General features: G+C 62.6%; 25 protein-coding genes. 17 read left to right on the top strand and 8 right to left on the bottom strand.

Going from position 1 to position 26,559, the window contains the following annotated elements; translation table 11 throughout:
* Positions 1–134: 134 nt before the first annotated feature.
* On the bottom strand, positions 135–905 hold the full coding sequence (locus HWE04_RS18660) for a FadR/GntR family transcriptional regulator (RefSeq protein WP_006712834.1): 771 nt from the start codon (positions 903–905) through the stop codon (positions 135–137).
* Between the two features lie 340 nt (positions 906–1,245).
* Between HWE04_RS18660 and iscR the strand changes: the two genes are divergently transcribed.
* From iscR to iscX, 9 genes are all read left to right on the top strand, one after another.
* Positions 1,246–1,740, top strand: coding sequence for a Fe-S cluster assembly transcriptional regulator IscR (gene iscR / locus HWE04_RS18655; RefSeq protein WP_077236444.1), 495 nt, complete (start codon positions 1,246–1,248; stop codon positions 1,738–1,740).
* A 16-nt stretch (positions 1,741–1,756) separates the two neighbouring features.
* Positions 1,757–3,010, top strand: a complete 1,254-nt coding sequence (locus tag HWE04_RS18650) for an IscS subfamily cysteine desulfurase (RefSeq protein ID WP_006712829.1) — start codon at positions 1,757–1,759, stop codon at positions 3,008–3,010.
* Positions 3,011–3,092: 82 nt separating this feature from the next.
* The gene (gene iscU / locus HWE04_RS18645) at positions 3,093–3,491 is read left to right on the top strand and encodes a Fe-S cluster assembly scaffold IscU (RefSeq protein WP_006712827.1); all 399 of its coding nucleotides are present in this window, start codon (positions 3,093–3,095) and stop codon (positions 3,489–3,491) included.
* Positions 3,492–3,551: 60 nt separating this feature from the next.
* The gene (iscA, locus tag HWE04_RS18640; RefSeq protein WP_006712826.1) at positions 3,552–3,875 is read left to right on the top strand and encodes an iron-sulfur cluster assembly protein IscA; all 324 of its coding nucleotides are present in this window, start codon (positions 3,552–3,554) and stop codon (positions 3,873–3,875) included.
* Between the two features lie 204 nt (positions 3,876–4,079).
* Positions 4,080–4,595, top strand: coding sequence for a Fe-S protein assembly co-chaperone HscB (gene hscB / locus HWE04_RS18635; protein WP_241813343.1), 516 nt, complete (start codon positions 4,080–4,082; stop codon positions 4,593–4,595).
* A 16-nt stretch (positions 4,596–4,611) separates the two neighbouring features.
* Positions 4,612–5,238: a LysE family translocator gene (locus HWE04_RS18630; protein WP_241813342.1), complete on the top strand. Its 627-nt coding sequence runs from the start codon at positions 4,612–4,614 to the stop codon at positions 5,236–5,238.
* A gap of 25 nt (positions 5,239–5,263) precedes the next feature.
* Positions 5,264–7,129, top strand: a complete 1,866-nt coding sequence (hscA, locus tag HWE04_RS18625) for a Fe-S protein assembly chaperone HscA (protein ID WP_241813341.1) — start codon at positions 5,264–5,266, stop codon at positions 7,127–7,129.
* 44 nt (positions 7,130–7,173) lie between these two features.
* Complete coding sequence (fdx, locus tag HWE04_RS18620; protein WP_006712821.1) at positions 7,174–7,512, top strand: ISC system 2Fe-2S type ferredoxin; 339 nt, start codon at positions 7,174–7,176, stop codon at positions 7,510–7,512.
* 34 nt (positions 7,513–7,546) lie between these two features.
* Positions 7,547–7,741, top strand: coding sequence for a Fe-S cluster assembly protein IscX (gene iscX, locus HWE04_RS18615; RefSeq protein WP_077236448.1), 195 nt, complete (start codon positions 7,547–7,549; stop codon positions 7,739–7,741).
* Positions 7,742–7,967: 226 nt separating this feature from the next.
* Here the strand turns inward: iscX and HWE04_RS18610 are convergent, their stop codons facing one another.
* From HWE04_RS18610 to HWE04_RS18595, 4 genes are all read right to left on the bottom strand, one after another.
* Positions 7,968–8,399, bottom strand: coding sequence for a hypothetical protein (locus HWE04_RS18610; protein ID WP_241813340.1), 432 nt, complete (start codon positions 8,397–8,399; stop codon positions 7,968–7,970).
* Entirely contained in the window at positions 8,366–9,586 is a 1,221-nt protein-coding gene (locus HWE04_RS18605) for a DUF6402 family protein (protein WP_241813339.1), read from the bottom strand. Before HWE04_RS18605 ends, HWE04_RS18610 begins: the two co-directional genes overlap by 34 nt.
* Before the next feature lie 316 nt (positions 9,587–9,902).
* Complete coding sequence (locus tag HWE04_RS18600; RefSeq protein WP_241813338.1) at positions 9,903–11,222, bottom strand: DUF1501 domain-containing protein; 1,320 nt, start codon at positions 11,220–11,222, stop codon at positions 9,903–9,905.
* 19 nt (positions 11,223–11,241) lie between these two features.
* Positions 11,242–12,756, bottom strand: a complete 1,515-nt coding sequence (locus HWE04_RS18595; RefSeq protein WP_241813337.1) for a DUF1800 domain-containing protein — start codon at positions 12,754–12,756, stop codon at positions 11,242–11,244.
* A gap of 496 nt (positions 12,757–13,252) precedes the next feature.
* Here HWE04_RS18595 and HWE04_RS18590 point away from each other — a divergent pair, with 496 nt between their 5' ends.
* Both HWE04_RS18590 and HWE04_RS18585 read left to right on the top strand, forming a co-directional pair.
* Positions 13,253–13,975 (top strand): response regulator transcription factor, encoded by a 723-nt coding sequence (locus HWE04_RS18590; RefSeq protein ID WP_039876380.1) that lies wholly within the window; start codon positions 13,253–13,255, stop codon positions 13,973–13,975.
* 23 nt (positions 13,976–13,998) lie between these two features.
* Complete coding sequence (locus HWE04_RS18585; protein ID WP_241813336.1) at positions 13,999–14,703, top strand: Hpt domain-containing response regulator; 705 nt, start codon at positions 13,999–14,001, stop codon at positions 14,701–14,703.
* Between the two features lie 20 nt (positions 14,704–14,723).
* Here HWE04_RS18585 and HWE04_RS18580 read toward each other — a convergent pair whose 3' ends face one another.
* Positions 14,724–15,185 (bottom strand): rhodanese-like domain-containing protein, encoded by a 462-nt coding sequence (locus tag HWE04_RS18580; protein ID WP_241813335.1) that lies wholly within the window; start codon positions 15,183–15,185, stop codon positions 14,724–14,726.
* A gap of 489 nt (positions 15,186–15,674) precedes the next feature.
* Between HWE04_RS18580 and glnA the strand changes: the two genes are divergently transcribed.
* The 3 genes from glnA to ntrC all read left to right on the top strand — a co-directional run bounded on the left by glnA (position 15,675) and on the right by ntrC (position 19,965).
* Positions 15,675–17,090 (top strand): type I glutamate--ammonia ligase, encoded by a 1,416-nt coding sequence (glnA, locus tag HWE04_RS18575; protein WP_034331334.1) that lies wholly within the window; start codon positions 15,675–15,677, stop codon positions 17,088–17,090.
* 165 nt (positions 17,091–17,255) lie between these two features.
* A complete protein-coding gene (gene glnL, locus HWE04_RS18570; protein ID WP_241813334.1) occupies positions 17,256–18,329 on the top strand; it encodes a nitrogen regulation protein NR(II) in 1,074 nt (357 codons plus the stop codon).
* Between the two features lie 136 nt (positions 18,330–18,465).
* Positions 18,466–19,965 (top strand): nitrogen regulation protein NR(I), encoded by a 1,500-nt coding sequence (gene ntrC / locus HWE04_RS18565; RefSeq protein WP_077236454.1) that lies wholly within the window; start codon positions 18,466–18,468, stop codon positions 19,963–19,965.
* A 206-nt stretch (positions 19,966–20,171) separates the two neighbouring features.
* On the opposite strand, the gene HWE04_RS18560 is transcribed toward ntrC, so the two are convergent.
* Together HWE04_RS18560 and prpR are read right to left on the bottom strand one after the other, a co-directional pair.
* The gene (locus HWE04_RS18560) at positions 20,172–21,455 is read right to left on the bottom strand and encodes an MFS transporter (RefSeq protein WP_006712803.1); all 1,284 of its coding nucleotides are present in this window, start codon (positions 21,453–21,455) and stop codon (positions 20,172–20,174) included.
* 254 nt (positions 21,456–21,709) lie between these two features.
* Entirely contained in the window at positions 21,710–23,368 is a 1,659-nt protein-coding gene (gene prpR / locus HWE04_RS18555) for a propionate catabolism operon regulatory protein PrpR (RefSeq protein WP_241813333.1), read from the bottom strand.
* 341 nt (positions 23,369–23,709) lie between these two features.
* Between prpR and prpB the strand changes: the two genes are divergently transcribed.
* The 3 genes from prpB to HWE04_RS18540 all read left to right on the top strand — a co-directional run bounded on the left by prpB (position 23,710) and on the right by HWE04_RS18540 (position 26,480).
* Complete coding sequence (gene prpB / locus HWE04_RS18550) at positions 23,710–24,600, top strand: methylisocitrate lyase (RefSeq protein WP_006712799.1); 891 nt, start codon at positions 23,710–23,712, stop codon at positions 24,598–24,600.
* Between the two features lie 48 nt (positions 24,601–24,648).
* Complete coding sequence (gene prpC / locus HWE04_RS18545; protein ID WP_180668204.1) at positions 24,649–25,803, top strand: bifunctional 2-methylcitrate synthase/citrate synthase; 1,155 nt, start codon at positions 24,649–24,651, stop codon at positions 25,801–25,803.
* A gap of 248 nt (positions 25,804–26,051) precedes the next feature.
* Complete coding sequence (locus HWE04_RS18540; RefSeq protein ID WP_241813332.1) at positions 26,052–26,480, top strand: hypothetical protein; 429 nt, start codon at positions 26,052–26,054, stop codon at positions 26,478–26,480.
* Positions 26,481–26,559: the final 79 nt, after the last annotated feature.

Genomic DNA, 26,559 nt, shown 5'->3' with positions numbered 1-26,559 from the left:
GAGGTGCTGCAGGTGAGTTGAGGCAGGGGGCGGAGGATGGTGTAGCGGCCGGGGGAGGGCTGGCGGGCGCCGACCGCTGGCAGTGCTTGTCTTGCCAGCGGTGGGGACGTGCGGTGGGATGAACTACACGGGGCTCAGCTGGCGTTGCCGGCTGCGCCCGATTCCGCTTCCTGCTGTGCCCGGCGCAGGCGCTCGCGGCTGTTGGTCAGGTGATTGCGCATGGCGGCGCGGGCGGCCTCGGCGTCGCCACGGGCGATGGCCTCAAAGATGTCTTCATGCTCGCGCTGCACGCGGTCCAGGTAGCTGGCCTGCTGGTCGTGCGCCAGTTCGGCGGTGTTGATGCGCTTGCGCGGGATCACGCCCATGCCCAGGTGGCTGATGATCTCGATGAAATAGCGGTTGCCGGTGGCATTGGCGATGGCGAAGTGGAAGCGGAAGTCCGGGCCTACCGTATCGCCGCCGGCTTGCTGGTTGGCGCGGAACAGGTCCAGCGCCTCGCGGATTTCCTGCAACTGTTCTTCGCTGCGGCGGGCGGCTGCCAGCCCGGCGGTTTCGGTTTCCAGGCTGATGCGCAGCTCCAGCAGCGCCAGCAGGTCGCGCATGGTGGTGATGGTGGCCGGGTCGATATTGATGTTGGAGCCTTTGCGGGCTTCCAGTACGAAGGTACCGATGCCGTGCCGGGTCTCCACCTGGCCGGCCGCCTGCAGGCGTGAGATGGCTTCGCGCACCACGGTGCGGGAGACACCCTGGGTCTGCATGATTTCGGATTCCGTTGGCAGCTTGTCGCCGGGTTTAAGGCTGCCATTGTCGATCATTGCCGACAACGCTGCCACGACCTCCTGCGACAGGCTCTGGGGCTTGCGGCGCGGGCGCAGCAGCGGATTGGGGGTATCGCTCACATCCATATCGTTCTGTTTCTTGGGAGGGCGGCGCTGGCGGACCCGGCTTGTGTTTTAGTGGGCGGTCCGCATCTGGCCAGAAGAAAATTGTCGCGCCATCTTACCAGATGGATCAAGAGGGTCGACGCCGATGCCAGCCGTAGCCCAGAGAGTAGCCCAATTTCGACAAGAGGTCAGACAAGTTTCCTTCCCAATTGCAGGAAATTTGATCTGGTCGCTTGGATGCTCCGACATTGCGCATGCACGGTACCTGACAGAATTACTCGGGTTTGATATACTTGACTCAAATATTCGGGAATTCAGGGCAGCCGGCACCGCCGGTTCATTTGTTTCTGGAGCGAACTCCATGCGTCTTACCACCAAAGGTCGTTTTGCCGTGACGGCGATGATTGATCTGGCCTTGCGCCAGGGCAAGGGCCCCGTCACGTTGTCGGCCATCAGCGAGCGCCAGGAAATTTCTCTATCATATCTGGAGCAATTGTTCGGCAAGTTGCGCCGACACCAGATCGTCGAGTCCGTGAGAGGGCCCGGCGGTGGTTACAACCTGGCACGCAAGGCCGCCGACGTCTCGGTGGCCGACATCATCATCGCGGTGGACGAACCGCTGGATGCGACCCAGTGCGGCGGCAAGGAAAACTGCCACAGCGCGGCGCACCCGGGCGGCACCCGCTGTATGACGCATGACCTCTGGTCTACCCTGAACGAAAAGATGGTCGAGTACCTGGATTCGGTATCGCTCCAGGATCTGGTCGACCAGCAAAAAGAACCCAAGCCGACGGAGCATCGTGCCGCCGACTCGCAGAGCGTGGTGGTGATGCACCGCCCGCAAGCCGCAGCCTGATTTGGAGCAAGGACCTATGAACGCACCCCTGGAAAAAAGCCTGCTGGAGACCATCAAGGCTCCGCACTTCCCGATCTACATGGACTACTCGGCGACCACCCCGGTCGATCCGCGCGTGGCCGACAAGATGATTCCCTACCTGCGCGAGCAGTTCGGTAATCCCGCTTCGCGCAGCCACATGTATGGCTGGACCGCCGAAAAGGCCGTGGAAGAGGCGCGTGAAGAAGTGGCCAAGCTGGTCAATGCCGATTCCCGCGAGATCATCTGGACCTCCGGTGCCACCGAGAGCAACAACCTGGCCATCAAGGGCGCGGCGCAGTTCTACAAGTCCAAGGGCAAGCACATCATCACCGTCAAGACCGAGCACAAGGCGGTGCTGGATACCTTCCGCGAACTGGAACGCGTGGGCTTCGAAGCGACCTACCTGCAGCCGCAGGACAACGGTCTGGTCACCGTCGAGCAGATCGCCGCGGCCGTGCGTCCGGACACCATCCTGGTCTCGGTCATGCTGGTCAACAACGAAATCGGCGTGATTCAGCCGGTGCCGGAAATCGGCGAGTTCTGCCGCTCCAAGGGCATCATCTTCCACAGCGATGCCGCCCAGGCTACCGGCAAGGTCAAGATCGACCTGGAAAACTGGAAGGTCGACCTGATGAGCTTCTCCGCCCACAAGAGCTACGGCCCCAAGGGCATCGGTGCCCTGTACGTGCGCCGCAAGCCGCGTGTGCGCATCGAAGCGCAGATGCATGGCGGCGGTCACGAGCGTGGCCTGCGCTCCGGTACCCTGGCCACCCACCAGATCGTGGGCATGGGCGAAGCCTTCCGCATCGCCCGTGAAGAGATGGACAGCGAACTGGCCCACATCCGCGCCATGCGCGATCGCCTGGCCAAGGGCCTGCAGGAAATCGAAGAGACCTATATCAACGGCGACATGGAACACCGCGTGCCGCACAACCTGAACGTGAGCTTCAACTACGTGGAAGGTGAATCGCTGATCATGGCCATCAAGGATATCGCCGTCTCTTCCGGTTCGGCCTGCACCTCGGCCAGCCTGGAACCGTCCTACGTGCTGCGCGCACTGGGCCGCAGCGATGAGCTGGCACACAGCTCGATCCGCTTCACCATCGGTCGCTTCACCACCGAGGAAGACATCGATTTCACCATCGATCTGATCAAGAGCAAGGTCGGCAAGCTGCGCGAACTGTCCCCGCTGTGGGACATGTACAAGGACGGCGTGGACCTGTCCACCATCCAGTGGGCAGCCCACTAAACACGGATTCTGCCAGCCATCGCCAGCAACCACAGCACAGTGCAGGGGCGATGGTCGATACCATCATCTAGGGAGCAAGAACATGTCTTATTCGGAAAAAGTACTCGATCACTATGAAAATCCCCGCAACGTCGGCGCCTTCGAAAAGGGCGACGACACGGTCGGCACCGGCATGGTCGGCGCCCCGGCCTGCGGCGACGTGATGAAGCTGCAGATCAAGGTCGGCGCCGATGGCGTGATCCAGGACGCCAAGTTCAAGACCTATGGCTGCGGTTCGGCCATCGCCTCCTCGTCGCTGGTGACCGAGTGGGTCAAGGGCAAGACCCTGGACGAAGCGCTGTCCATCAAGAACACCCAGATCGCCGAAGAACTGGCACTGCCGCCGGTGAAGATCCACTGCTCGATCCTGGCCGAGGACGCCATCAAGGCAGCGGTGCAGGACTACAAGGCCAAGCACGGCGCGGAACAGAAGGCCGCCTGATCGGCCTTTTGCGACAGCAGCTACCCGCTCCGCGGTTTTCGATTTCGTAAGGCAAGCATCATGGCAATCACGTTGACAGAGAAGGCAGCAAAACACATCAGCCGGTACATGGAACGTCGTGGCAAGGGCATCGGCCTGCGCCTGGGCGTGCGTACCACCGGCTGCTCCGGCCTGGCGTACAAGCTGGAGTACGTGGATGAGCAATCGTCCGAAGACACCGTCTTCGAGTCGCATGGCGTGCGTGTCTTCGTCGATCCCAAGAGCCTACCCTACATCGACGGTACCGAACTGGACTTCGCGCGCGAAGGCCTGAACGAAGGTTTCAAGTTCCAGAACCCGAACGTGAAGGATGAGTGCGGCTGTGGCGAAAGCTTCCGCATCTGACCCCTGCATCTGATTCTGCTTCTGAGTTTCTGAACTTCTGATCCTGAACCAAGCCGTCGCGCCGGCCCAGCCGCGAGGCGGCCAGTGCTTAGCCGATACCGTGACAGCCTCGTGATCGCTCCCTGCGGAGCTGACCCGGTCACCGTTTGCCGTCCCTGATGTGCCAAGCCTGTTGCAGTCCGACAGGCTTTTTATTTTTCAGCCATGCAAAACCACTACGACCTGTTCCAGTTGCCGCAGCGCTTCGCCATCGACCAGAAGGCGCTGGAGCAGGCTTACCACCAAGTGCAGAGCCAGGCCCACCCGGACAAGTTCGCTCACGCCAGCGATGCCGAAAAGCGCGTGGCCATGCAATGGGCCACCCGCGCCAACGAGGCCTACCAGACGCTGAAGAATCCCTTGAAGCGTGCGCGCTACCTGTGCGAACTGCACGGCGTGGACCTGCAGACCGAATCCAACACCGCCATGGCACCGGCCTTCCTGATGCAGCAGATGGAATGGCGCGAAACCCTGGACGACGCCAAGTCCGGCAAGGACCTCGATGCGCTGGAACAGCTCAACACCGCACTGCTGAGCGAGAAGAAGGCCGAGATCGGCCGCATCGAAGCGCTGCTGGACGCCGGCGACCACGCCGGCGCCGGCCAGCTGGTGCGCCAGCTGATGTTCCTGGACAAGTTCGGCGCCGAGATCGGCGACGCCTTCGCCCTGATCGAGGGCTGATCGCGGAGCCGCCACCATGCCCAACCTGTTCCTCTTCCTGCTGGCCGCGATGACGCTGACCCTGGCCCCCGGCCCGGACAACATCTACGTGCTCACGCGCGGTATCGCCCAGGGCCGCAAGGCGGGTCTGGTGGCCGCTGCCGGCTTCAGCTCGGGACTGATCTTCCATACTCTGCTGGCGGTGCTGGGCTTCGCTGCCGTGATCAAGGCCTATCCGCCGGCCTATCACGCCCTGCAATACGCGGGCGCGGCCTATCTCGGTTACCTCGGCTATCGCACCTTGCGCTCGGCCTCGGCGGGTATCGCGCTGGCCGGCGAAGGGCAGGGCGCGGCCGCCGTGCCGCTGCGTCGCATCTACTGGCAGAGCGTCCTGGCCAACATGCTCAATCCCAAGGTGACCCTGTTCTTCATCGCCTTCCTGCCGCAGTTCGTGCAGCGCGAAGCCGGTCACGAAGCCCTGCAGATGCTGGTGCTGGCCCTGGTGTTCATTGCCCAGGCCTTCCTCATCTTCAGCGCCATCGCATTGTTTTCCGGCACGGTCGGCGCCTGGTTCCGTCGCCGCGCCAACGCCTCCGTCCATCTGAACCGCCTTGCAGGTTGTGCCTTCATCGGCCTCGGCATCCGGATGGCCTTACCTGAATAACGCATCACGACGAGTCACATCACCTATGGCTTTACTGCAGATTTCCGAACCGGGCATGTCCACCGCGCCGCACCAGCGTCGCCTGGCCATCGGCATCGACCTGGGCACCACCAATTCGCTGGTGGCCACCGTGCGCAACAGCATCCCCGAAGTGTTGGCCGACGACGACGGCCGCGTGCTGCTGCCCTCGGTGGTGCGCTACCTGCCCAACGGCCACGCCAACATCGGCTACAAGGCACAGGCCGCGCAGACCACCGATCCGCGCAATACCATCATCTCGGTCAAGCGCTTCATGGGCCGTGGCCTGAAGGACATCGCCCACGCCGAGAACATGCCCTATGACTTCCAGGACCAGCCCGGCATGGTGCAGATCAAGACCGTGGCCGGCGTGAAGAGCCCGGTGGAGATATCGGCGCAGATCCTGGCCACGCTGCGCCAGACCGCCGAAGACGCCTTGGGCGACGACCTGGTGGGTGCCGTCATCACCGTGCCGGCCTACTTCGACGATGCCCAGCGCCAGGCTACCAAGGATGCCGCGCAACTGGCCGGCATCAACGTGCTGCGCCTGCTGAACGAACCGACGGCGGCCGCCATCGCCTACGGCCTGGACAATTCCTCCGAAGGCATCTTCGCGGTCTACGACCTGGGTGGCGGCACCTTCGATATATCCATCCTCAAGCTCACCCGTGGCGTGTTCGAAGTGCTGGCCACCGGTGGCGATTCGGCCCTGGGTGGTGACGACTTCGACCACCGCCTGTTCTGCTGGATCAGCCACGAAGCCCAGCTGCAGCCGCTGTCGGACGAAGACACCCGTCTCCTGATGGTCAAGGCACGTGAGGTCAAGGAACTGCTCTCCACCAAGGACGAAGTGCAGATCGACGCCGTGCTCCGCTCCGGCGAGGAAGTGCACCTCTCCATCACCGCCGCGCAATTCAACGAGATCACCCAGCACCTGGTGGCCAAGACCATGGCGCCGGTACGCAAGGCTCTGCGCGACGCCAGCCTGACCGTGGAAGACGTGGATGGCGTGGTGCTGGTCGGCGGTGCCACCCGCATGCCGCACATCCGCCGCGCCGTGGGCGAGTTCTTCAAGACCAATCCGCTGTCCAACATCGACCCCGACAAGGTGGTGGCGCTGGGCGCGGCCGTGCAGGCCAACCTGCTGGCCGGCAACCGTGCGCCGGGCGACGACTGGCTGCTGCTGGACGTGATTCCGCTGTCGCTGGGCATCGAAACCATGGGCGGCCTGGCCGAGAAGGTCATTCCGCGCAACTCCACCATTCCCTGTGCGCGTGCCCAGGAATTCACCACCTTCAAGGACGGCCAGACCGCCATGGCCATCCACGTGGTGCAAGGCGAGCGTGAACTGGTGGCCGACTGCCGTTCGCTCGCGCGTTTCGAACTGCGCGGCATTCCCCCCATGGCGGCCGGTGCGGCGCGCATCCGCGTGACCTACCAGGTCGACGCCGACGGCCTGCTGGCCGTGTCGGCCCGCGAGATGACCTCCGGCGTGGAAGCCTCCATCACCGTCAAGCCGTCCTATGGCCTGGCGGACGACGAGATCGCCCGCATGCTGCAAGAGTCCTTCAGTTCTGCCGATGAGGACATGCAACGTCGTGCCTTGCGGGAAGAGCAGGTCGAAGCCGAACGCATCGTCCTGGCCACCCGCTCGGCGCTGCAGGCCGATGCTGCATTGCTGTCCGAACAGGAGCGTGCTGACATCGAAGTGCAGATGGCAGCCGTCACCGCCGCTGCCCAGGGGAGCGACCACCTCGCCATCAAGGCTGCGGTTGACGCCCTGGCCCATGGCACCGAAGAATTCGCCGCCCGCCGCATGGACCGCAGCGTCCATGCCGCACTGGCCGGCAAGAAGCTGGATGAAGTCGCCTGAGCGACGTCCTGACCCGAACACTGTAGAAAGACCCGAGAGCCACCATGCCCCAGATCGTTATCCTCCCCCATCCGGTCCTCTGCCCCGAAGGCTCGGTGATCGACGCCCCGGCCGGCAAGACCCTGTGCGACGCGCTGCTGGACAGCGACATCGACATCGAGCACGCCTGCGAAAAATCCTGCGCCTGTACCACTTGCCATGTGGTCATCCGCGAAGGCTTCAACTCGCTGGACGACCCCACCGACAAGGAAGAAGACCTGCTGGACATGGCCTGGGGCCTGGAGGCCACCTCCCGCCTGTCCTGCCAGGTGGTGCTGGGCGAAGAAGACCTGACCGTCGAAATCCCCAAGTACACCATCAACCACGCCTCCGAAAACCATTGAGCGGGCACGGCATCGGCCGTGCCGGGAGATCGACATGAAATGGACCGACACCCAGCAGATCGCCGAGGAACTCTACGACAAGTTCCCGGATACTGATCCCAAGACCATCCGCTTCACCGACCTGCATCGCTGGGTGATGGAACTCGATGGATTCGAGGACGATCCCAACCGCTCGGGAGAGCGCATCCTCGAAGCGATCCAGGCGGCCTGGATTGCCGAGGCGGAGTGAGCGGCGGCACCGCGGCACTTGTCACGAAAGGAAAGTGTCCGCCGGTTGATCAAGAAACAAAGCCTTGGCTCGCGCCAAGGCTTTGTCGTTTGTCTAGCGTCTGTTTTTACTAAATCTGCACTCACAGATTTGGTGTGAGCACGCTCTAGATTGCCCCCGATGATTGTTGTGGTGCGTCTCGGCTATCGCTTTTCCATCACGCTAGAAAATCTCGCCGAGGCCTGGTTCAGAATAACGGCAGCCTGGCTTGAATCCAGTCCCACTTTGTCGGTGGCATGCTCAGGCGTTTATCGAATTCAGAATTTTCGGTCACATCAATGTACCGAACAGCATCGGCTTCGTAGCGCAATGGCGCGTGAAAGCTTCGCCCTGCATACCAATTGACTGAAAAATAGCGCCGGGCAAGAAGTGTTTCCTTGTCGTTGAAAACCTTCAGTTCAATTTCATCGTCCGTGCCATCTTGATCGTGACCACCGGAGCCGCACATCTGGAACCGGTATGAGACGCCGTTCAACAGCTTGACTCCACCATCCAGCGTATCCGGACTATCGTAGAAATCACAGCGTCCGTAGTGGGGCCGCGATAAATGAACGAGCAAACCGACCCCAAGGAAGATCAGAGAAATTACGCCAAGGAATTTAAGGGTTCTAATCGGCATATCTCACCAAGTTTGAGGTCGATTGCTTTCTTCAATTTGAGGTAAAGGGGCTTCGAGTACACCATAAAGTCCCCGCCTCGCTGGTGTTTCTCTCGCCATCGATTGTAGTCGTCGTTAAATACCGGAAAGTAGACGTCAGGCTCCTTGAATTTCCCGAATAGAGCTCGACGCGTATCTACCGGTTTGTGGAGCGCCTTCACCCAGACGTCTATATCTGAGTCACGTTTTGACGATCTTGAACCAGTAAGCCACGAGCCTGGTGCAATAATGATTCCGTGCTTATTCCAGTGACCTAAATACTGGTTTCCGTTGAACGAGTAATTGTCTTTTACGTAGACATAGATGTGCGTAATTCTTCCTGTGGCATTGAGGCAGTAGCGGGTACTTCCTCTTTCATATCTGAAGTACTTTTCAGTCGCAACCTCAACGTTTCCTATCGCAGCATAGATATTGAAATTCGCCAGCGATCCTGTGAGATCTGTCAGCGTGAGGGCGTCAAACGTGTCCCGGTCACTGATCAGCAATTTCTGAAACTGCCAATCGACGTGGAATTTCCGAAGGTCGACCAGAAACTTAGAGGTATTAAAGCTCAATACTGAATTTCGATCCTCGAAAGCCCTTCGAACGAAGGCCTTCACGGCTTCTGTCGCAGCGCCGATAGCCCGTTCGCTGTAGATATCTTTGGCCAGAAAGCCTTCGTATTTCTTCCTGACACGCCCGAACTTCAATGCCCATTCAAGAGTAACGTCACGATCATTAAGGGGCTGCTCGGACGATGGTCGGTCGTCATAGGTATGAGCCAGACCGGCGAACCACATTCGTGCGAGTTTTGCCGAGACGGGCCAACCCAATTTATCCATCGCGTCCGGCACGTCCTGGAGGTCAAAAATCGGAGGGTTTTCGCAAACCTCAGCGTCAAGCTGCATGAGCAACTGCCGCGTTTTCGTTTGCCCCGATTTCGGTACTTGTTCAGGCCTCGGTCTCTGGGCTGCCTTCTTGACGGTCGCTGCCGCAGCGGGTGGTGTGGGTGACAGTGGTTGCTTCGCGCCGGGGGCAGGTCGTTCCAGGGATACACCTTTAGGCGTATCAAGTGGTATGCACCCTTTGGCTGCTTTGAACTCTCTTAACTCCGAACCGAATAAACTTTTTTGTAGCCGGTAGTACGGCGCCTTTCTGACGTCGGTCATTGAAATTCCGTTTCTGTATTAGCTATGCGTTCCCACATAGCTGGGAATCGACGGGATTGGATTCGCATCCCGATTTCCACGGATATCGGAATAGGCTGCGTTAACGAGAGCAGAAGGCTAACACTGTGTCGCGGCGTAAATTTTCGAAACTGGCCTGGAAAATCGCCAACGGGCCGACGCTATGACATTCGATGCAGTGTCGCATTTGATGTGGAGCAAGCCCACGGCCGTGGGCGCAGCCACCGATATCGATTCAGTCGATTTCAAGTAAGGGATGCCCGTCCGGGATCCTTGCGCGAGGAATGGCTGCGTCGTTTCAGATGAAGAGCGGCGGCAGGCCTTTGCTGCCGGAAGCATATTGCGGAAAGACCTTGTCCAGCGCCCGATCCGGGATGCGCATATGCCGCTCGGCCAATGCGCACAGCACGGCCCGGTAATCCGTCGTGATGGCCAGGTCGCGTCCTTCGTTCAAGGCCGCCTGGTTCAAGCCCGGCCATTGTCCATAGATCTTGCCGCCGTGCAGGTTGCCGCCCATCAGCCACATCGCATTGCCGTGACCGTGATCGGTGCCGCCATTGCCGTTCTCGCGGAAGGTGCGGCCGAATTCGGACATCACCACGATCACCGTGTCGTTGAAGGCCGGTCCCAGTTCCTGCGCCAGTGTCGCCAGCCCGCTGGCCAGCGGCGAAAGGCGGCCGGCCAATTGTCCGGTGCCATTGCCCTGGTTGATGTGGGTATCCCATCCCCCGACGGCCAGGAAAGCCAGGCGGATGCGCGGGTCGTGGCGCATCAGGCGACCCAGGCGGGCGGTGTCCAGCGACAGGCCGTTGGGCAGCGGCGCGCCGTTGTTGGCCATCTGCTGTTCCTGGCTGTTGATCTCGGCAATGAGTTGCTTGCGCGCTGCCATGCCGTCGCGATAGGCCTTGCCCAGGGCATCGTCGGCGCCATAGAGCGGGTCGAACAGCTGGCTCCAGCGCGGCTGGTCGATCATGCCGGGGCGGGTGGCTTCGCGTCCGCTCTGCAGGTTGGCCACCACATTGCGGCCGCTCAGAATGCGTGGCGTGGCGCTGCCGACGTTGATGGCCTGCAGCGGTGATTCGGCCGGCGGCAGGTAGTCCATGACCCGGTTGAGCCAGCCGTCGCGCGTGTTGTGCTGGCCGGGTGTCCCGGTTTCCATCATGTCCTGCGCCTCGAAGTGTGAGCGCGAGCCGTCGGGCGAACCGGATGCCTGCACGAAGGCCAGCCGGCCACTCTCCCAGTACGGCAGCAGCGCCTGCAACGATGGATGCAGACCGAAGTAGCCGGTCAGGTCCAGTGCGCCATTGGCCTGCCCGGGACGCGCCACGGCGATGCTCGGGCGGGCCTGGTAATACAGAGGATCGCCATGGGGCACCACGACGTTCAGACCATCCACCGCGCCGCGCAGGAACACCACCACCATGCGCGGGGCTCCGTCACCGCTGGCACGCGCACGCGGGGCAGGAGAGCCGTAGGCCACCTGGCCCGGCGTGTGGCCGGCGCGGCTGATGCCGTGGTCGCCAGCGGGGACGACGGCGCAACCCGACAGTCCGATCGGCACCAGCACGGCGCCACTGCCGGCGGCGCCCAGGTAACGGATGAAATCGCGACGGTTCATGGAAGTCCTCGACGGTGGATCAGCGTTTCATGAAATCGGGGCTGCCCAGGATCAGGCCAGTGCGCTGATTCGCGGGTGCGGTATCGATACGGGCGACGGCCTGGGGTGTGATGGCCGGGCCCAGCGTGCGCAGCAGCTGTTGCGGATCGGGTGGACGGGCCTCGCTATCGGTGGGTTGCGGCGCGCCTTCCAGGCGCGCGATCGGCGACTTGCCGCCGGCCAGGCCACCAGCGAAGTTGATCCGTCGCAGCAGGGCGTCCGGATTGAGCCAGGCCGCCTGGGAATACTTGTAGCCTTCTGGTGTGAGCCAGCCATACAGCGGCATGCCGAACTGTGCCAGCGCGCCGCTGACCGGCTTGCCGTTACGCACCGTCGTATCGCTTGCGCGCAGGGACGAGACCACGAATTGATACGGCGTCTTGAACTGTGTCTGGTAATTGCTGCGCGCCCAGAACTGCGGGCTGTCGAACAAGGTCTTGAGGACGGCGCGGATGTCGCCGTGCGTGGACAGGAAGGTCTGCGCAAGCTTTTGCACCAGCGCCGGATCGGGCTGGTCGGAGACGAAATACTGCACCAGTTGCGTGGAGATGAAGCGCGCCGTCGAAGGATGGCTGGCCAGGATGTCCAGCGCTGCTTCACCCTCCTGGTAGCCGCTGGCCGCCAGTGGCTTGCCGAGGAAGACCTTGGGGGCGGCGTCATGACGCTGGGCGTTGAAGCTGAAGGGCGCCGCGCCGGCCTTCATGGCATCGACGTCGATGGTCCAGCCCGAGAGGATGCGCGCCAGGGTGATGACGTCGGCCTGCTGGTAGCCGCCATCCACGCCCAGGGTGTGCAACTCCATCAGCTCACGTGCGTAGTTTTCGTTGAGTCCCTTGAAGCGGCCCCGCGCACCGGGCGTACCGACACCACTGGAGAGCCAGTTGTCGAGGTAGTACAGCATCGCCGGGTGATGCGCCACTGCGCCCAGCAGGTCGCGGAAGTGGCCCAGGGCATAGGGACGGATGGCGTTCTTTTCGTAGTCACCCACCCAGTAGCGCACCCAATCCTTGCCCTCGAAGAGATTGAAGTGATTGGCCCAGAATTCGGTCATCACTTCTTCCAGCTGACGCGGACTTTCGGTGGCCTGCAGCAGGCGCGCCATGTGGAATTGCGGGGTCAGTTCGCGCGGTGCGCGCTGGCGGGCAGCCTGCTGTTCTTCCTTGCTGGCCTTCGGGTTGAAGGAGGGCGGACCGTAATCGACGAACAGTTGCGAGGTTGTCATCTGCAGTGCCGGCAGGGCAGCCAGTCGAGCCTGCAGGTCGGCTGGCAGGGGAATGCGTTCGGGGTGCAGTTGCTGGTCGATGTAGCGCGCAACCCCCATCTGCTCGACCTCTTCCAGCGCGCCGGGGCGGGGTCCGTAGCCCAGGCGGTTCAGCACGTGCAGGGCACGTTCCGAGGGCGACAGCGGGACCTCGTTGACCGGCGTGGCGGCGCGTGCCAGGCTGCAGATCAGCAAGGCCAACAACAACACCGGGGCTGGGCGCAGCGGACGCATGGATGAGCCTTGTGGTCTCGAAATTTGTTGAGAAATTCTTGCCGAGTATGCGCAATGCTTCACTTGATGGCTGTAAAAAAGTGTAATGCAAGCAGCGCCGATCATAGGCCGGTCAGCTGACATCTCGCTGAGCAGCTATTGAGCAGCAGATGAGCAGCCCGTCCATCGGGGCAGGGATGGTTGTCGTTCGCATACGCTTCCTGTGACTGTTTGTCAGTCTCTTGTCACGCGGGAGCCGAGCTGCCCCAAAACGGCAGAAGTTTTGCGAGACAGCGATATTTTTCAGACGATTCTTATGCGCCCTGGGCCTGGGCTCCACCACAATAGCGCCTTCGAAAACCGGAGCCGGATTCGAGACCTGTTTAAGCAACAGATACTGGCTTGCCGATGCGGGGCCAGCGCCCCACAATGGCGCCTCGCCGCCGCGCCGGATTCGGGGGAAAAGCGGATATAAAACGGACAAAAATCGAACAACGACAGAGAGCAAAGGGCAAGGATGACATGGACACTGGCTTCGGCGATGCGCATCGCCTTGCTTGACGACCACGCCGTGGTTCGATACGGATTGGCGAAGCGACTGGCCGAGGAGCCGGACTTCGAAGTCGTCGGCGCCTTCGCCACCAGCAAGGAGTTGATGACCGCGCTGCGCGCGTCGCCAGCGGACCTGCTGCTGATCGATTATTCGCTGGGCAGCAATGACATCGATGGTCTGAACCTGATCCGGGCGTTGCGCGTGCGCTTCCCCCGCAGCAAGATCCTGGTCACCTCGGCGCATCACAATGCGGCCACCGTGGCCATGGCCATGAAGGCGGGGGCACGGGGCTTCGTGGGCAAGTCGCAGGAGCTGGGCGAACTGATCCAGGCCATCCGCACCATCGGGCTGGGGCGGGAGTACCACAATGCGGCGCTGACCCGCGAACTGGCGGCCATGCAGGTGGCTGAGCCGGTATCCGGTGGCAAGTCCGAAGCGCGTCCGGCGCGCCGTGCGCGCACGACACCGCCTTCCTCGGATTCGCTGTCGGACATGCCCAACCTGTCGCCACGCGAGCGCGAAGTCTTGCGCTGCTGTCTGGATGGCTTGTCGGTGACTGACATCGCCGACAAGTTTGCCCGCAGCGTCAAGACCATCAGCGGGCAGAAGCAATCGGCCTTCCGCAAGTTGGGCGTGCGCAGCGACAATGAACTGTTCAAGATCGAATACCAGATCAAGGACCTGTAAAGCGCACCACATAGGGAGTTGCAATGATGAAGGACAGTGGGCCGCGGGTGCTGCTCGTTGATGACTCGGCCACCATCCGGTATGCAATGCAAAGCCGGCTGCAGCTGATGGGTTGCGAGGTCGACAGCGTCGCCGACGGCACCGCCGCGCTGGCAGCGATCCAGGCCCGCCCCTATGGGCTGGTGCTGCTGGATTGCTTCCTGCCGGACATCCTCGGCCAGGACGTGGCGCGCCAGGTCCGCCAGCTGGAACAGGCGCAGCCTGAGCGGCCCTACACGCCGCTGATCGGCATCTCGGCCGAGGCCGATCCTGCGCACGTACAGCGCTGCCTGGACAGCGGCATGGATGGGATGCTCGACAAGCCATTGCAGACCCTGGCCATCCGCCGCCTGCTGGCGCTGTGGTGCGATCACGAGCTGGGCGAGGAAGGCGAGGCCGCCAGTCCCGAGGAAGAACACGACCAGGACCTGGCCCGGCTGTTCCTGACGACCTCCCTGCATGATCTGCAGGCACTGCAGCAGGCGCGGGAGGAGGGCGATGCCGCCCGCATGAGCCGGCTCACCCACCGTATGCGGGGCGCGGCGCTGACCATGGGTCGGGCCGAGATCGTGGCCTTGCTGGAATGCGTGGACGAGGCCCTGCTAGGCGGCCCTGGCGCTGCCGATGCGATCAGCCTGCTGCTGCAGTCATTGAGCAATGCACTGCAGGCGCGCAGCCTGCAATCCTGATCAGCGTTGCCGGGTTGGCGTCAGGCGCCCACCCAGGGCAGCCCGCCGAAGCACCAGCCTTCCACCGTCTTGCGATGTCCGGCCGCGTCCTTGTTGCCTTCGAAGCCTTCCAGGATGTCGAAGCAGCGGGTGTAGCCATGTTCCGTGGCCAGCTTGGCCGCGTGCTTGGAGCGCACGCCGGAGCGGCACAGGAACAGCAGCACTTCATCGGGCAGGGTGACTTCCTTCAATTGCGGCAGGAATTCCGGATTGGGCTTGCCCTCCGGGTAGAGATTCCATTGCACCGCCAAGTGCTGCGCCGCCGGAATCTGCACGGTCCCGATCCAGTCGCGCTCGGCGCGCGTGCGCACGTCCACCAGCTTCACCTTGGTGTCGGCCTGGATCAGGGCTAGCGCTTCCTGCGGGGTGACTGCGCCGGCATAGGGTAACTGGCCGTCGGTGCCGCGTTGCTGGGCTTTGGAGAGGATGTCGTAGGGGCTCATGGCATTTGATCTCGGGAAGAAGGGGGCGTGGAATTCTCGGAACGGGTCAACATGGCGTGAGGCCGACGATGGCAGGATCAGCCGCGCAGCCCGCTGAAAGACTTGATTCTAAACAATATAAACATTTCGGCAATTTCCAAGTCGGTGCATCGCGCAGCCGGAGTTACAGGATGCCCCAGTACGGCGCATGCACCATCAATGTGCAAATCGGGTAGCCCCATCTAAAAATGCAGTAATTTGGTGCAAAAGAAGAAAAATGCACCAAAACAAGGCTTGGTATGCTGATTCCTGCACCGTGGGGAACGGCCCGAAGGCCGCGTCCTCCCTAAAATATTCCATTATCGGGCTACCCCAAAGGTCGATGGCATGGAATCTGCTATCATCCGCGACTGAGTTCGGCGCAAGACCGTTGTATCAAATGCAAAGATCCAGTCGCAGAAAACGGCTCACACCCCAATTTATACTACTTCCTCGTTTTAGGAGATTCGCATGGCAAGGACGGCCGCAGAGGTTTTGAAGATGGTGAAGGACAACGAAGTCAAGTTTGTTGACTTCCGTTTCGCTGACACCCGTGGCAAGGAACAGCACGTTTCCGTGCCTGTTTCGCATTTCGACATCGACAAGTTCGAATCCGGTCACGCCTTCGACGGTTCGTCGATCGCCGGCTGGAAGGGTATCGAAGCCTCCGACATGCTGCTGATCCCGGACCCGAATACCGCCAACATCGACCCGTTCATGGAAGAGACCACCCTCTTCATGCAATGTGACGTGATCGAGCCGTCCGACGGCAAGGGCTACGACCGTGATCCGCGCTCCATCGCCAAGCGCGCTGAAGCCTACCTGAAGTCCTCCGGCCTGGGCGACACCGCCTACTTCGGTCCGGAACCCGAATTCTTCATCTTCGACGGCGTGCGTTGGGGTGCTGACATGTCCGGCTCCTTCGTCAAGATCGACTCCGAAGAAGCTTCCTGGAGCACCGGCGCCAAGATCGAAGGCGGCAACTCCGGCCACCGTCCGACCGTCAAGGGCGGCTATTTCCCGGTTCCCCCGGTCGACAGCTTCCAGGACATGCGTTCGGAAATGTCCCTGATCCTGGAATCCCTGGGCATCCCCGTCGAAGTGCACCACCACGAAGTGGCTGGCGCTGGCCAGAACGAACTGGGCACCAAGTTCTCGACCCTGGTCGAGCGCGCTGACTGGACCCAGACCCTGAAGTACGTGATCTGGAACGTTGCCCACACCTACGGCAAGACCGCTACCTTCATGCCCAAGCCCCTGGTCGGCGACAACGGCTCCGGCATGCACGTGCACCAATCCGTCTGGAAGGATGGCAAGAACCTGTTCGCAGGCGACGGCTACGCCGGCCTGTCGGAATTCGCGCTGTACTACATCGGCGGCATCATCAAGCACGCCAAGGCACTCAACGCCATCACCAACCCCGGCACCAACTCGTACAAGCGTCTGGTCCCCGGCTTCGAAGCCCCGGTCAAGCTGGCCTACTCGGCCCGTAACCGCTCGGCCTCGATCCGTATCCCCCACGTCGCCAACCCGAAGGGCCGTCGTATCGAAACCCGCTTCCCGGATCCCCTGGCCAACCCGTACCTGTGCTTCTCGGCTCTGCTGATGGCCGGTCTGGATGGCGTGCAGAACAAGATCCACCCGGGCGAAGCTGCGACCAAGGACCTGTACCACCTGCCGCCGGAAGAAGACAAGCTGATCCCGACCGTCTGCGCCTCGCTGGACGAAGCCCTGGAACACCTGGACAAGGATCGCGAGTTCCTGACCCGTGGTGGCGTGTTCACCGACAGCATGATCGATGCCTACATCGAGCTGAAGATGCAGGAAGTCCAACGCTTCCGCATGACCACGCACCCGATCGAATTCGACATGTACTACTCGCTGTAATCGAATCCGCATCCGGAGAAAAAGGGGAAGCTTGCTTCCCCTTTTTTTATGCGCAGCGGCGCGGCCCATGGTAGGGAAGTGCGCCCGAAAATTGCTAGACAGACTGGTCAATGACTGCACTAGCCCGAGCAAGACGACATGACCCCTGGCATCACGAATCCTCCCATGAAGACACCTCTTCCTTCCCTCGATGGTCTAGACCTGCTGGCCTCGGCCGTCATCATCCTGGACGCTACCGGTGGCATCGTCTATGCCAACGCTGCCGCCGAGAACCTGCTGGAGAGTTCCTTCAAGGTGCTCTCGCAGCAGAAGCTGTCGGAGCTCTTCCTCAATGGCAAGGAGCTGACCGCGTTGTTCTACCAGGCCATCGAACACCAGTTTGCCGACAAGCGCCTAGACCTGGTGCTGGAACGCGCCAACCGCGAGCCGTTGCAGGTGCACACCATCGTTACGCCCCTGGACAGCACCGACATGCCGGTCCTGCTGGAGCTGCGCGAGAACGTCCAGCAATTGAAGCTGGACCGTGAAGAGCGCATGTTCGACCAGAGCCAGGCCAACAAGGAACTGATCCGCAACCTGGCCCACGAGATCAAGAACCCGCTGGGCGGCATCCGTGGTGCAGCCCAGTTGCTGGAGCTGGAACTGCCCGAGCGCCACCTCAAGGAATTGCGCGAATACACCCAGGTCATCATCAAGGAAGCCGACCGCCTGCAGACCCTGGTCGATCGCCTGCTGGCACCGCACCGCCATCCCCACATCGTGGGCGACGTCAACATCCACGAAGTCTGCGAGCGCGTGCGCAGCCTGGTGATGGCCGAGTTCCCGCAAGGGCTGACCATCAAGCGCGACTATGATCTTTCCATCCCCGAATTCCGGGGCGACAAGGAACAGCTGATCCAGGCGGTATTGAACATCGTCCACAACGCGGCCCAGGCACTGGCCGACCGCATCCGTGCGGGTGACGCCGAGCTGATCCTGCGTACCCGCGTTTCCCGCCAGGTGACGCTATCCAAGGTCAGATACCGGCTGGCACTAGACTTGCATATCATCGATAACGGTCCGGGTATTCCGCCAGACATCCAGGAAAGAATCTTCTATCCCCTGGTGTCGGGTCGGGAGGGTGGTAGCGGACTGGGGCTGACCCTGGCGCAGACCTTCGTGCATCAGCACATGGGCGTGATCGAATGCGACAGCCGGCCGGGTTGTACCGATTTCAGAATACTTATACCGCTGCCGTGAGCCCATGGCCGCAGGCGGCGCGCCAAAGCCGGAATGACGGAAGGCATCCCGTCATCATGGGGGCTGTGGCACGGCGCCAGAAGCGTCGTGGCCGCGGGAGCATTAACAGCATGACCAACGCAGGAAAAAGCTATTTATGAAACCGATCTGGATTGTTGACGACGACGAATCGATACGCTGGGTGCTTGAGAAAGCACTGGCCCGAGAAAATCTCGCCACGCAGAGTTTTTCCAGCGCACGCGATGCCATGGCGGCCCTGCAGAACGGCACGCCGCAAGTGCTGGTTTCCGACATCCGCATGCCCGGCGCCTCCGGGCTGGAACTGCTGCAGACCGTCAAGGCCAAGCACCCCGGGATTCCGGTGATCATCATCACCGCCTTCTCGGACCTGGACTCGGCCGTCTCGGCCTTCCAGGGCGGCGCCTTCGAATACCTGGCCAAGCCCTTCGACGTCGACAAGGCGGTCGAACTGATCCGTCGCGCCCTGGATGAAAGCCTGCGCGAAACCGATATCGAGCAAGGTGCCGCACAGACCCCCGAAATCCTCGGCCAGGCGCCCGCGATGCAGGACGTGTTCCGCGCCATCGGTCGCCTCTCGCAATCGAACGTGACGGTGTTGATCACCGGTGAGTCCGGCTCCGGCAAGGAGCTGGTGGCACGTGCACTGCACAAGCACAGCCCGCGCGCCAGCCAGCCCTTCGTGGCATTGAACACGGCTGCTATTCCGAAGGACCTGCTGGAATCCGAACTGTTCGGCCATGAACGCGGCGCCTTCACCGGCGCGCAAGCCATGCGCCGTGGCCGCTTCGAGCAGGCCGAGGGCGGCACCCTGTTCCTCGATGAAATCGGCGACATGCCGCTGGACCTGCAGACGCGCCTGTTGCGTGTGCTCTCCGACGGCCACTTCTATCGCGTCGGCGGCCATCAATCGCTCAAGGCCAACGTGCGCGTCATCGCCGCTACCCACCAGAACCTGGAACACCGGGTGCGCGAAGGCCTGTTCCGCGAGGACTTGTACCACCGCCTCAACGTCATCCGCCTGCGCCTGCCCAGCCTGCGCGAGCGCAGCGAAGACATTCCCATCCTGGCGCGCTACTTCCTCACCCAGAGCGCCCGCCAGCTGGGCGTGGAAGCCAAGCGCCTGTCACCGCAGGCCATGCAGTTCCTGTCGCAACTGGAATTCCCCGGCAACGTGCGCCAGCTGGAAAACCTGTGCAACTGGATCACCGTCATGGCCCCCGGCCAGACCGTGGAAATCAAGGACCTGCCGCAGGACCTGGTGGAAGAACGCGTGCATGCACCGCAACCGGCGCAGATCGTGTCGGCACCGGCCTCGGCTGCCGGAACGCCTGCACCGCTGGCCCAGCCCGAGCTGTCGGCAGGCGCGGTACCGGCTGAAGCCGTCGCCGGCAACTGGATCTCGCTGCTGGAAACCGAAGCCGCGCAGATGCTGGCCTCGGAGCAGCCGGAGGTGATGGATATCCTCGGTCGCCAGTTCGAAGCCGCGCTGATCAAGATCGCCCTCAAGCACACCCACGGCCGCAAGAACGACGCCGCCGTGCGCCTGGGCATCGGCCGCAACACCATCACCCGCAAGATCCAGGAGCTGGGTATTGGCGGTGCCGAGGACGATTGATCGGCTAGCACCGGATCACATCTGATCCAACTCGAGTCAAGCAGGGGAGGCCTGCCCGCGTGCCGCCGCGTGGGCAGGAGCAACAAGGGGAAGAGGCGGCGGCAAACAAAAAAGGAAATGGCCTGGATCTCGCGATCCAGGCCATTTTTATTTTCTCCCGCCACACTGCCGGGAGAAACGATTTATATCATTTACGCGATCGCTGCTTAGCGCAGCTTCAGCACATAACGCGCCGCCGCCGAAGCGATCAGGCTCAGCACCGCGCCGAAGATGACGAAGTAGCTCACCGACAGCTTGTTGCCGGTGAAGTCGATCAGCCAGGTGATGATCAGGCCAGCGAAGCCGCCGAAGATGGTCACCGCAATGTTATAGGCCAGTGACATGCCGGTGCCGCGCGTGGCCACCGGGAAGATGTCGGCCAGCAGGGCCGGCATGGCGGCGAAGTACATGGTCATGAGCACGCCGATGACGGTCTGCAGCAACAGCAGTTGCAGGAAGCCCGGCGAATTGGTCAGGAACACGAACATCGGATAGGTCAGCACGATGTACAGGGCGCTGCTGACGATCATGAACGGCGTGCGGCCGATCTTGTCGGAGGCTGCGCCCACCAGCGGCGAGCCGATGAACATGATCAGGCCGGCCACCGACATCGCGGCGAACGACGACCATGCCGGCAGGCCCAGCTGCTTGACCGCGTAGGTCGGGATGTACAGCGACAGGTAGACCGAGACGGTGGCCATGATGACGCTGCCCGAACCGATCAGGAGGCGCAGCTTCTGGCTGGTGAAGGTATCGCGCAGGGGCGCATTGGTCTTTTCGCTGGACTCCTTGAATTCCGGTGCTTCATCCAGGTGACGACGGATGTAGATACCCGCCGGTGCGATCAGCAGGCCGAAGAAGAACGGCACGCGCCAGCCCCAGGAAGCCAGTTGCTCGGGCGTGAGCATGTTGTTGAGCACGGCGCCGAAGATCGCCGCCAGCAACAGGCTGATGCCCTGGCTGGCCACCTGCCAGCTGGAGAAATAACCACGGCGATGCGGTGCGTGTTCCACCAGGAAGGCGGTGGAGCTACCGAACTCGCCACCGGCCGAGAAGCCCTGGATCATCTTTCCCAGTGCAATGCCGGCCGGTGCCAGCAGGCCGATGCTGGCATAGCTGGGCATGAAGGCGATCATGGCGGTGCCGATGGTCATGAGCATGATGGACAGCATCAGTGCCGCCTTGCGGCCGGCGCGGTCGGAATAGGCGCCCAGCACCACCGCGCCCAGCGGACGCATGAAGAAGGACACGCCGAAGGTGGCGAAGGTCAGCAGCAGCGAAACGCTGTCGTCCCCGGTGGGGAAGAACTGCTTGGCGATGACCACGGCGAAGGCGCCGTAGATCAGGATGTCGAACCATTCGAGCGCATTGCCGATGGAAGACGAGATGATCGCGCGCCGCGCCTGCGGGTGCGTGGTGGCGGCGCCAGGCGCCGTGGTGTTGCTGGTCATGGAGACTCCCTGATGGATGACTGTGGATGGAGGAGCTGCGCGCCGGTCTCGCCCGGGCGGGGCGGACGACTGCCTGGCTGGTTGAATGATGGTTATGGGCTCCCTGTCGCGCTCACGGGGCAAATGCTATCGGCCGTGGGCGTTACAGCGGGCGAGGATAGGCGCCGCAGTGCGGGGCTGTCAAGGCGCACTGCGGTGGATTATCAGGACGCAGGAAGCCTGTCGCATCGGGTAAATGATTGACACCCGATGGCTCATTGCTGGCCTTCATCGACCTCATCCGCTAGCTGCTTCAGGCGGCGCCACAGGGTGGTCCGGCTCATCCCCAGATGGCGTGCGGCGGCAGCGCGATTGCCGCGATAGCGGCGCAGCACGGCCTGGATCTGGGCATCGTCAGGCGCGGCCGTGATGACATCTGGCTCCTGCACGGTCGCGCTGGCCATGCCGGCGTGCTGCCCCAGTTCCGGTGCGACCCGCAGGATCAGGGCCGGCGTCAGCGCCTGCAGCGGCTCGGCCGCCAGGAACAGGGCCAGCCGTTCCATCAGGTTGCGCAGTTCACGCACATTGCCCGGCCAGGCGTAGGCGCACAGCAGCGGCGAGCAGCGCAGGATTTCCGCACCCAGGTTGGCATGCGGGCGGGCATCCAGCGCCGCCAGCGCATGCTTGAGATGCCACTCGGCCAGTGCCGGCACGTCGTCGCTGCGCGCACGCAGCGGCGGCAGGGGCAGGCGCAGCACGCTGAGCCGGTAATACAGGTCGGCCCGGAAACGGCCCTCGCGCACCCTGGCCTCCAGGTCGCAATGGGTGGCGCTGATGATGCGCACCTGCACCGGGATCGGCCGCGTGCCACCGACGCGTACCACCTCGCGCTCTTCCAGCACGCGCAGCAGGCGGGTCTGCAGGGGCAGCGGCATCTCGCCGATTTCATCCAATAGCAGCGTGCCGCGATGGGCCGCCTCGAACACGCCGGCACGTCCACCCCGGCGCGAACCGGTGAAGGCACCTTCTTCATAGCCGAACAGTTCGGACTCCAGCAGCGACTCCGCCAGCGCGCCGCAGTTGATGGCCACGAAGGGATGGCTTGCCTGGGTCTTGCCCTGCATCAGCGGATGGGCGCGATGGATGGCTTGCGCCGCCAGCTCCTTGCCGGTGCCGGTCTCACCCTGGATCAGTACGCTGGCCGGTGAACGGGCAAACAGCGTGATCGATTGCCGTACCGCTTCCATGGCAGCCGAGTCGCCCCGCAGGTCCTTCAGGTGATGGCGTGCGCGCAGGCTGTCGGCCACCGGCAGGAGGGGGCCACGCGTGCTCTCCAGTTGCGTCAGGCGCGCCAGTTCCAGTGCATCCTCGAAGGCCTGGCGCACCGTGGCCGAGGAATACAGGAAGATGCCGTGCATGCCGGCCTCTTCAGCCAGGTCGGTGATGAGGCCGGCGCCCACCACGGCCTCGATGCCACCGGCCTTCAGTTCGTTGACCACGGCCCGCGCATCTTCCTCGGTGGCATAGGTGCGCTGGGCGATGTCCAGTCCGAACATCTGCTGGAACTCGGCCAGTGCCGGCATCTCTTCCTGATAGCTGACCAGGCCGATGCGGGTGGTGATCTGGCGCGCCCGTGCCAGCGCCTGCATCACGTCGAAGCCGCTGGCGCGCGCCACCACCACCGGCACCGGCAACCGGCTCTTGAGGTAGGCGCCGTTGGAGCCGGCCGAGATGACCACGTCGCAGCGCTGCGTGGCCAGGCGCTCGCGGATCTCGCGCACGGCCTCGTCGAACCCCAGGTGGATGGGCTCGATGTCGGCCAGCGCGTCGAACTCCAGCGTGATGTCGCGGAACAGCTCCGACAGGCGCGATACCGAAGCGGTCCAGATCACGGGTTTGTCGGCGTGGCGGTCGGTGGGGGCAGGGCGTTTCATGGGCGTGGCGCTAGGTGGCTGAGGGTGATGGACGACGACTCAGGGTGGCTGGAAAGGCCTGAAGCCAGCCAGGAAGAAACGTTCACCATGTTTCAGTGAAACGTTAGTGTAACACTGATGAAACAGGGTGGCATGCCGCCGGACCGCCCGTCCGGTCTGCCTGCTGGCGTGGCAGGGGAGCCAGGTTTCGTTCGCAAGTCATTGATCTGGAAGGAAGTTTCACATCACCCCAAAACAGGCCCGCCAGGTTTCGCAAGATGTTGCAGTGCGATGGCACGGCCGTTGCAATAAGGCCCTCCATAGTCCGCTACCTCCAGCAACCCTTACAGAAGGTGTCCATCATGGCTCTCCACTCCGCAGGCGCAGCGTTCCGTCAGGCCGTCCAGGAAGAATCTCCCTTGCAAGTCATCGGCGCGATCAACGCCAATCACGCCCTGCTGGCCAAGCGCGCCGGCTTCCGTGCCATCTACCTGTCCGGCGGCGGCGTCGCGGCCGGTTCCCTGGGCTTGCCCGACCTCGGCATTTCCAACCTGGACGACGTGCTCACCGACGTACGCCGCATCACCGACGTGTGCGACCTGCCGCTGCTGGTGGATGTCGATACCGGCTTCGGCGCCTCGGCCTTCAACGTGGCCCGCACCGTGAAGTCGATGATCAAGTTCGGTGCCGCCGCCATGCACATCGAAGACCAGGTCGGCGCCAAGCGCTGCGGTCACCGTCCCGGCAAGGAAATCGTCAGCAAGCAGGAAATGGTGGACCGCATCAAGGCCGCCGTGGATGCCCGTACCGATGAGAACTTCGTCATCATGGCGCGCACCGATGCGCTGGCCGTGGAAGGCCTGGAAGCCGCCGTGGAGCGCGCCGTGGCCTGCGTCGAAGCCGGTGCCGACATGATCTTCCCGGAAGCCATCACCGACCTGGGTATGTACAAGCAGTTCGCCAATGCGGTGAAGGTGCCGATCCTGGCCAACATCACCGAATTCGGCTCGACCCCGCTGTTCACCGTGGACGAACTCAAGGGCGCCGACGTCGGCCTGGTGCTCTATCCGCTGTCGGCCTTCCGCGCCATGAACAAGGCGGCCGAGAACGTCTATCAGGCGATCCGCCGCGACGGCACTCAGAAGAACGTGGTCGATACCATGCAGACCCGCATGGAACTGTACGACCGCATCGACTACCACAGCTACGAGCAGCGCCTGGATGCGCTGTTTGCCCAGCAGAAGAACAAGTAATCCCTTCCGACAATTCAGTTTCACCGAACACGCTACGAGGAGAACACGATGAGCGAACAACAAGCCGCAGGTTTCAAGCCCAAGAAGTCCGTTGCCCTCTCCGGCGTCACCGCCGGCAACACCGCCCTGTGTACCGTCGGCAAGACCGGCAATGACCTGCACTATCGCGGCTACGACATCCTGGACGTGGCCGACAGCTGCGAGTTCGAAGAGATCGCCCACCTGCTGGTGCATGGCAAGCTGCCCACCAGCGCCGAACTGCGCGCCTACAAGGCCAAGCTCAAGGCCCTGCGCGGCCTGCCGGCCAACGTCAAGGCGGCGCTGGAATGGCTGCCTGCGGCCTCGCACCCGATGGATGTGATGCGTACCGGCGTCTCGGCCCTGGGTTGCGTGCTGCCGGAGAAGGATGACCACAACACCCCCGGCGCGCGCGACATCGCCGACCGCCTGATGGCCTCGCTGGGTTCCATGCTGCTGTACTGGTACCACTACAGCCACAACGGCAACCGCATCGAAGTGGAAACCGATGATGACTCCATCGGCGCCCACTTCCTGCACCTGCTGCACGGCGAGAAGCCCTCAGAGTCCTGGGAAAAGGCCATGCACACCTCGCTGATCCTGTACGCGGAGCACGAGTTCAACGCCTCCACCTTCACCGGTCGCGTCATCGCCGGTACCGGCTCGGACATGCACTCGGCCATCACCGGCGCCATCGGCGCGCTGCGCGGCCCCAAGCACGGTGGCGCCAACGAGGTGGCCTTCGAGATCCAGAAGCGCTACGACAACCCGGACGAAGCCGAAGCCGACATCCGTCGCCGCGTGGAGAACAAGGAAGTGGTGATCGGTTTCGGTCACCCGGTCTACACCATCTCCGACCCGCGCAACAAGGTCATCAAGGAAGTGGCGCGCAAGCTCTCCAAGGAAGCCGGCTCGACCAAGATGTTCGACATCGCCGAACGCCTGGAAACGGTCATGTGGGACATCAAGAAGATGTTCCCCAACCTGGACTGGTTCTCGGCCGTGTCGTATCACATGATGGGCGTGCCCACCGCGATGTTCACGCCGCTGTTCGTCATCGCCCGCACCTCGGGCTGGGCGGCGCACATCATCGAGCAGCGCATCGACAACAAGATCATCCGCCCGTCGGCCAACTATGTCGGCCCGGAAGATCTGAAGTTCGTGCCCATCGCCAAGCGCAAGTAAGGCGAGCGGGCAGCAGGGTAGGGGGGAGGGGAGCAAGGGGAGCAGTAGCGCCGCAGTGCAATAGTGCAGCAGTACAGCGATGGAAGCGGCGGCCAGCGGCAGGGGCCGTCGCCTTCCGGATTTGTAACAAGCGTTACATGTGGTCGAGTCCGGTGTAATTACTTGCTAAGATGCGGTCGGGCCGTTTTCGGCTCGTTTTTGGCCCGCTTCCGGCCCATCTCCGCCCCCGACTCTCCATGGATCATCCGATGATTGCTGCCATCGCTTCCCGTCGTTTTTTCAAGCAGGTCTGCCTGTGCGCGGCCGCCAGTTCCGTGCTGGCCGCCTGTTCTTCCAACACCCCGATACCGGTGAGCGACACCAAGCCGGTCTTGCCGCAACTGCTGCAGGCCCCGGCGGCCACCCAGCCCAGCTGGGCGACCCAGCTCAAGACCGGCGCCTTCAGCTGCGAGATGGGCAACAAGGTCGAGATCCGCATGGACGGCCGGGTGACCGACGGCGTCACGCTGGTGTGGAAGGGCAGCAGCTACATGATGAACCCGGTCAGCACCTCGACCGGTGCAGTGCGACTGGAGAACAAGGGCGAAGGCCTGGTGTGGATCCAGATTCCGTCGAAGTCCATGCTGCTCAATTCGAAGATCGGGCAGCAGCTCGCCAACGATTGCCGCACGCGCTGATTGCATCCGCTGTGCAGCGCGCCGTGGCGATGAGCTGACCGCGGCGCGTTTCTCTCTCCTCCTTCGTTTCCTCTTCTTC

Origin of the sequence: Herbaspirillum sp. C7C2 (genome assembly GCF_022627865.1) — a bacterium.
Lineage (GTDB): Bacteria > Pseudomonadota > Gammaproteobacteria > Burkholderiales > Burkholderiaceae_D > Herbaspirillum > Herbaspirillum frisingense.
Note: the sequence above shows the minus strand (reverse complement) of the source record. Positions and strands in the feature narration are given on the sequence as shown.

What these genes read in the sequence shown, in the direction of transcription:
- hscA (WP_241813341.1), top strand. Translation starts at nt 5,264, where the DNA reads ATGGCTTTACTGCAGATTTCCGAACCGGGCATGTCCACCGCGCCGCAC.
- prpC (WP_180668204.1), top strand. Translation starts at nt 24,649, where the DNA reads ATGAGCGAACAACAAGCCGCAGGTTTCAAGCCCAAGAAGTCCGTTGCC.
- HWE04_RS18610 (WP_241813340.1), bottom strand. Translation starts at nt 8,399, where the DNA reads ATGCCGATTAGAACCCTTAAATTCCTTGGCGTAATTTCTCTGATCTTC.
- HWE04_RS18560 (WP_006712803.1), bottom strand. Translation starts at nt 21,455, where the DNA reads ATGACCAGCAACACCACGGCGCCTGGCGCCGCCACCACGCACCCGCAG.
- iscR (WP_077236444.1), top strand. Translation starts at nt 1,246, where the DNA reads ATGCGTCTTACCACCAAAGGTCGTTTTGCCGTGACGGCGATGATTGAT.
- HWE04_RS18595 (WP_241813337.1), bottom strand. Translation starts at nt 12,756, where the DNA reads ATGCGTCCGCTGCGCCCAGCCCCGGTGTTGTTGTTGGCCTTGCTGATC.
- HWE04_RS18605 (WP_241813339.1), bottom strand. Translation starts at nt 9,586, where the DNA reads ATGACCGACGTCAGAAAGGCGCCGTACTACCGGCTACAAAAAAGTTTA.
- HWE04_RS18580 (WP_241813335.1), bottom strand. Translation starts at nt 15,185, where the DNA reads ATGAGCCCCTACGACATCCTCTCCAAAGCCCAGCAACGCGGCACCGAC.
- iscU (WP_006712827.1), top strand. Translation starts at nt 3,093, where the DNA reads ATGTCTTATTCGGAAAAAGTACTCGATCACTATGAAAATCCCCGCAAC.
- HWE04_RS18540 (WP_241813332.1), top strand. Translation starts at nt 26,052, where the DNA reads ATGATTGCTGCCATCGCTTCCCGTCGTTTTTTCAAGCAGGTCTGCCTG.
- prpB (WP_006712799.1), top strand. Translation starts at nt 23,710, where the DNA reads ATGGCTCTCCACTCCGCAGGCGCAGCGTTCCGTCAGGCCGTCCAGGAA.
- glnA (WP_034331334.1), top strand. Translation starts at nt 15,675, where the DNA reads ATGGCAAGGACGGCCGCAGAGGTTTTGAAGATGGTGAAGGACAACGAA.
- HWE04_RS18660 (WP_006712834.1), bottom strand. Translation starts at nt 905, where the DNA reads ATGGATGTGAGCGATACCCCCAATCCGCTGCTGCGCCCGCGCCGCAAG.
- glnL (WP_241813334.1), top strand. Translation starts at nt 17,256, where the DNA reads ATGAAGACACCTCTTCCTTCCCTCGATGGTCTAGACCTGCTGGCCTCG.
- ntrC (WP_077236454.1), top strand. Translation starts at nt 18,466, where the DNA reads ATGAAACCGATCTGGATTGTTGACGACGACGAATCGATACGCTGGGTG.
- hscB (WP_241813343.1), top strand. Translation starts at nt 4,080, where the DNA reads ATGCAAAACCACTACGACCTGTTCCAGTTGCCGCAGCGCTTCGCCATC.
- HWE04_RS18650 (WP_006712829.1), top strand. Translation starts at nt 1,757, where the DNA reads ATGAACGCACCCCTGGAAAAAAGCCTGCTGGAGACCATCAAGGCTCCG.
- HWE04_RS18600 (WP_241813338.1), bottom strand. Translation starts at nt 11,222, where the DNA reads ATGAACCGTCGCGATTTCATCCGTTACCTGGGCGCCGCCGGCAGTGGC.
- prpR (WP_241813333.1), bottom strand. Translation starts at nt 23,368, where the DNA reads ATGAAACGCCCTGCCCCCACCGACCGCCACGCCGACAAACCCGTGATC.
- HWE04_RS18585 (WP_241813336.1), top strand. Translation starts at nt 13,999, where the DNA reads ATGATGAAGGACAGTGGGCCGCGGGTGCTGCTCGTTGATGACTCGGCC.
- fdx (WP_006712821.1), top strand. Translation starts at nt 7,174, where the DNA reads ATGCCCCAGATCGTTATCCTCCCCCATCCGGTCCTCTGCCCCGAAGGC.
- iscA (WP_006712826.1), top strand. Translation starts at nt 3,552, where the DNA reads ATGGCAATCACGTTGACAGAGAAGGCAGCAAAACACATCAGCCGGTAC.
- HWE04_RS18590 (WP_039876380.1), top strand. Translation starts at nt 13,253, where the DNA reads ATGACATGGACACTGGCTTCGGCGATGCGCATCGCCTTGCTTGACGAC.
- iscX (WP_077236448.1), top strand. Translation starts at nt 7,547, where the DNA reads ATGAAATGGACCGACACCCAGCAGATCGCCGAGGAACTCTACGACAAG.
- HWE04_RS18630 (WP_241813342.1), top strand. Translation starts at nt 4,612, where the DNA reads ATGCCCAACCTGTTCCTCTTCCTGCTGGCCGCGATGACGCTGACCCTG.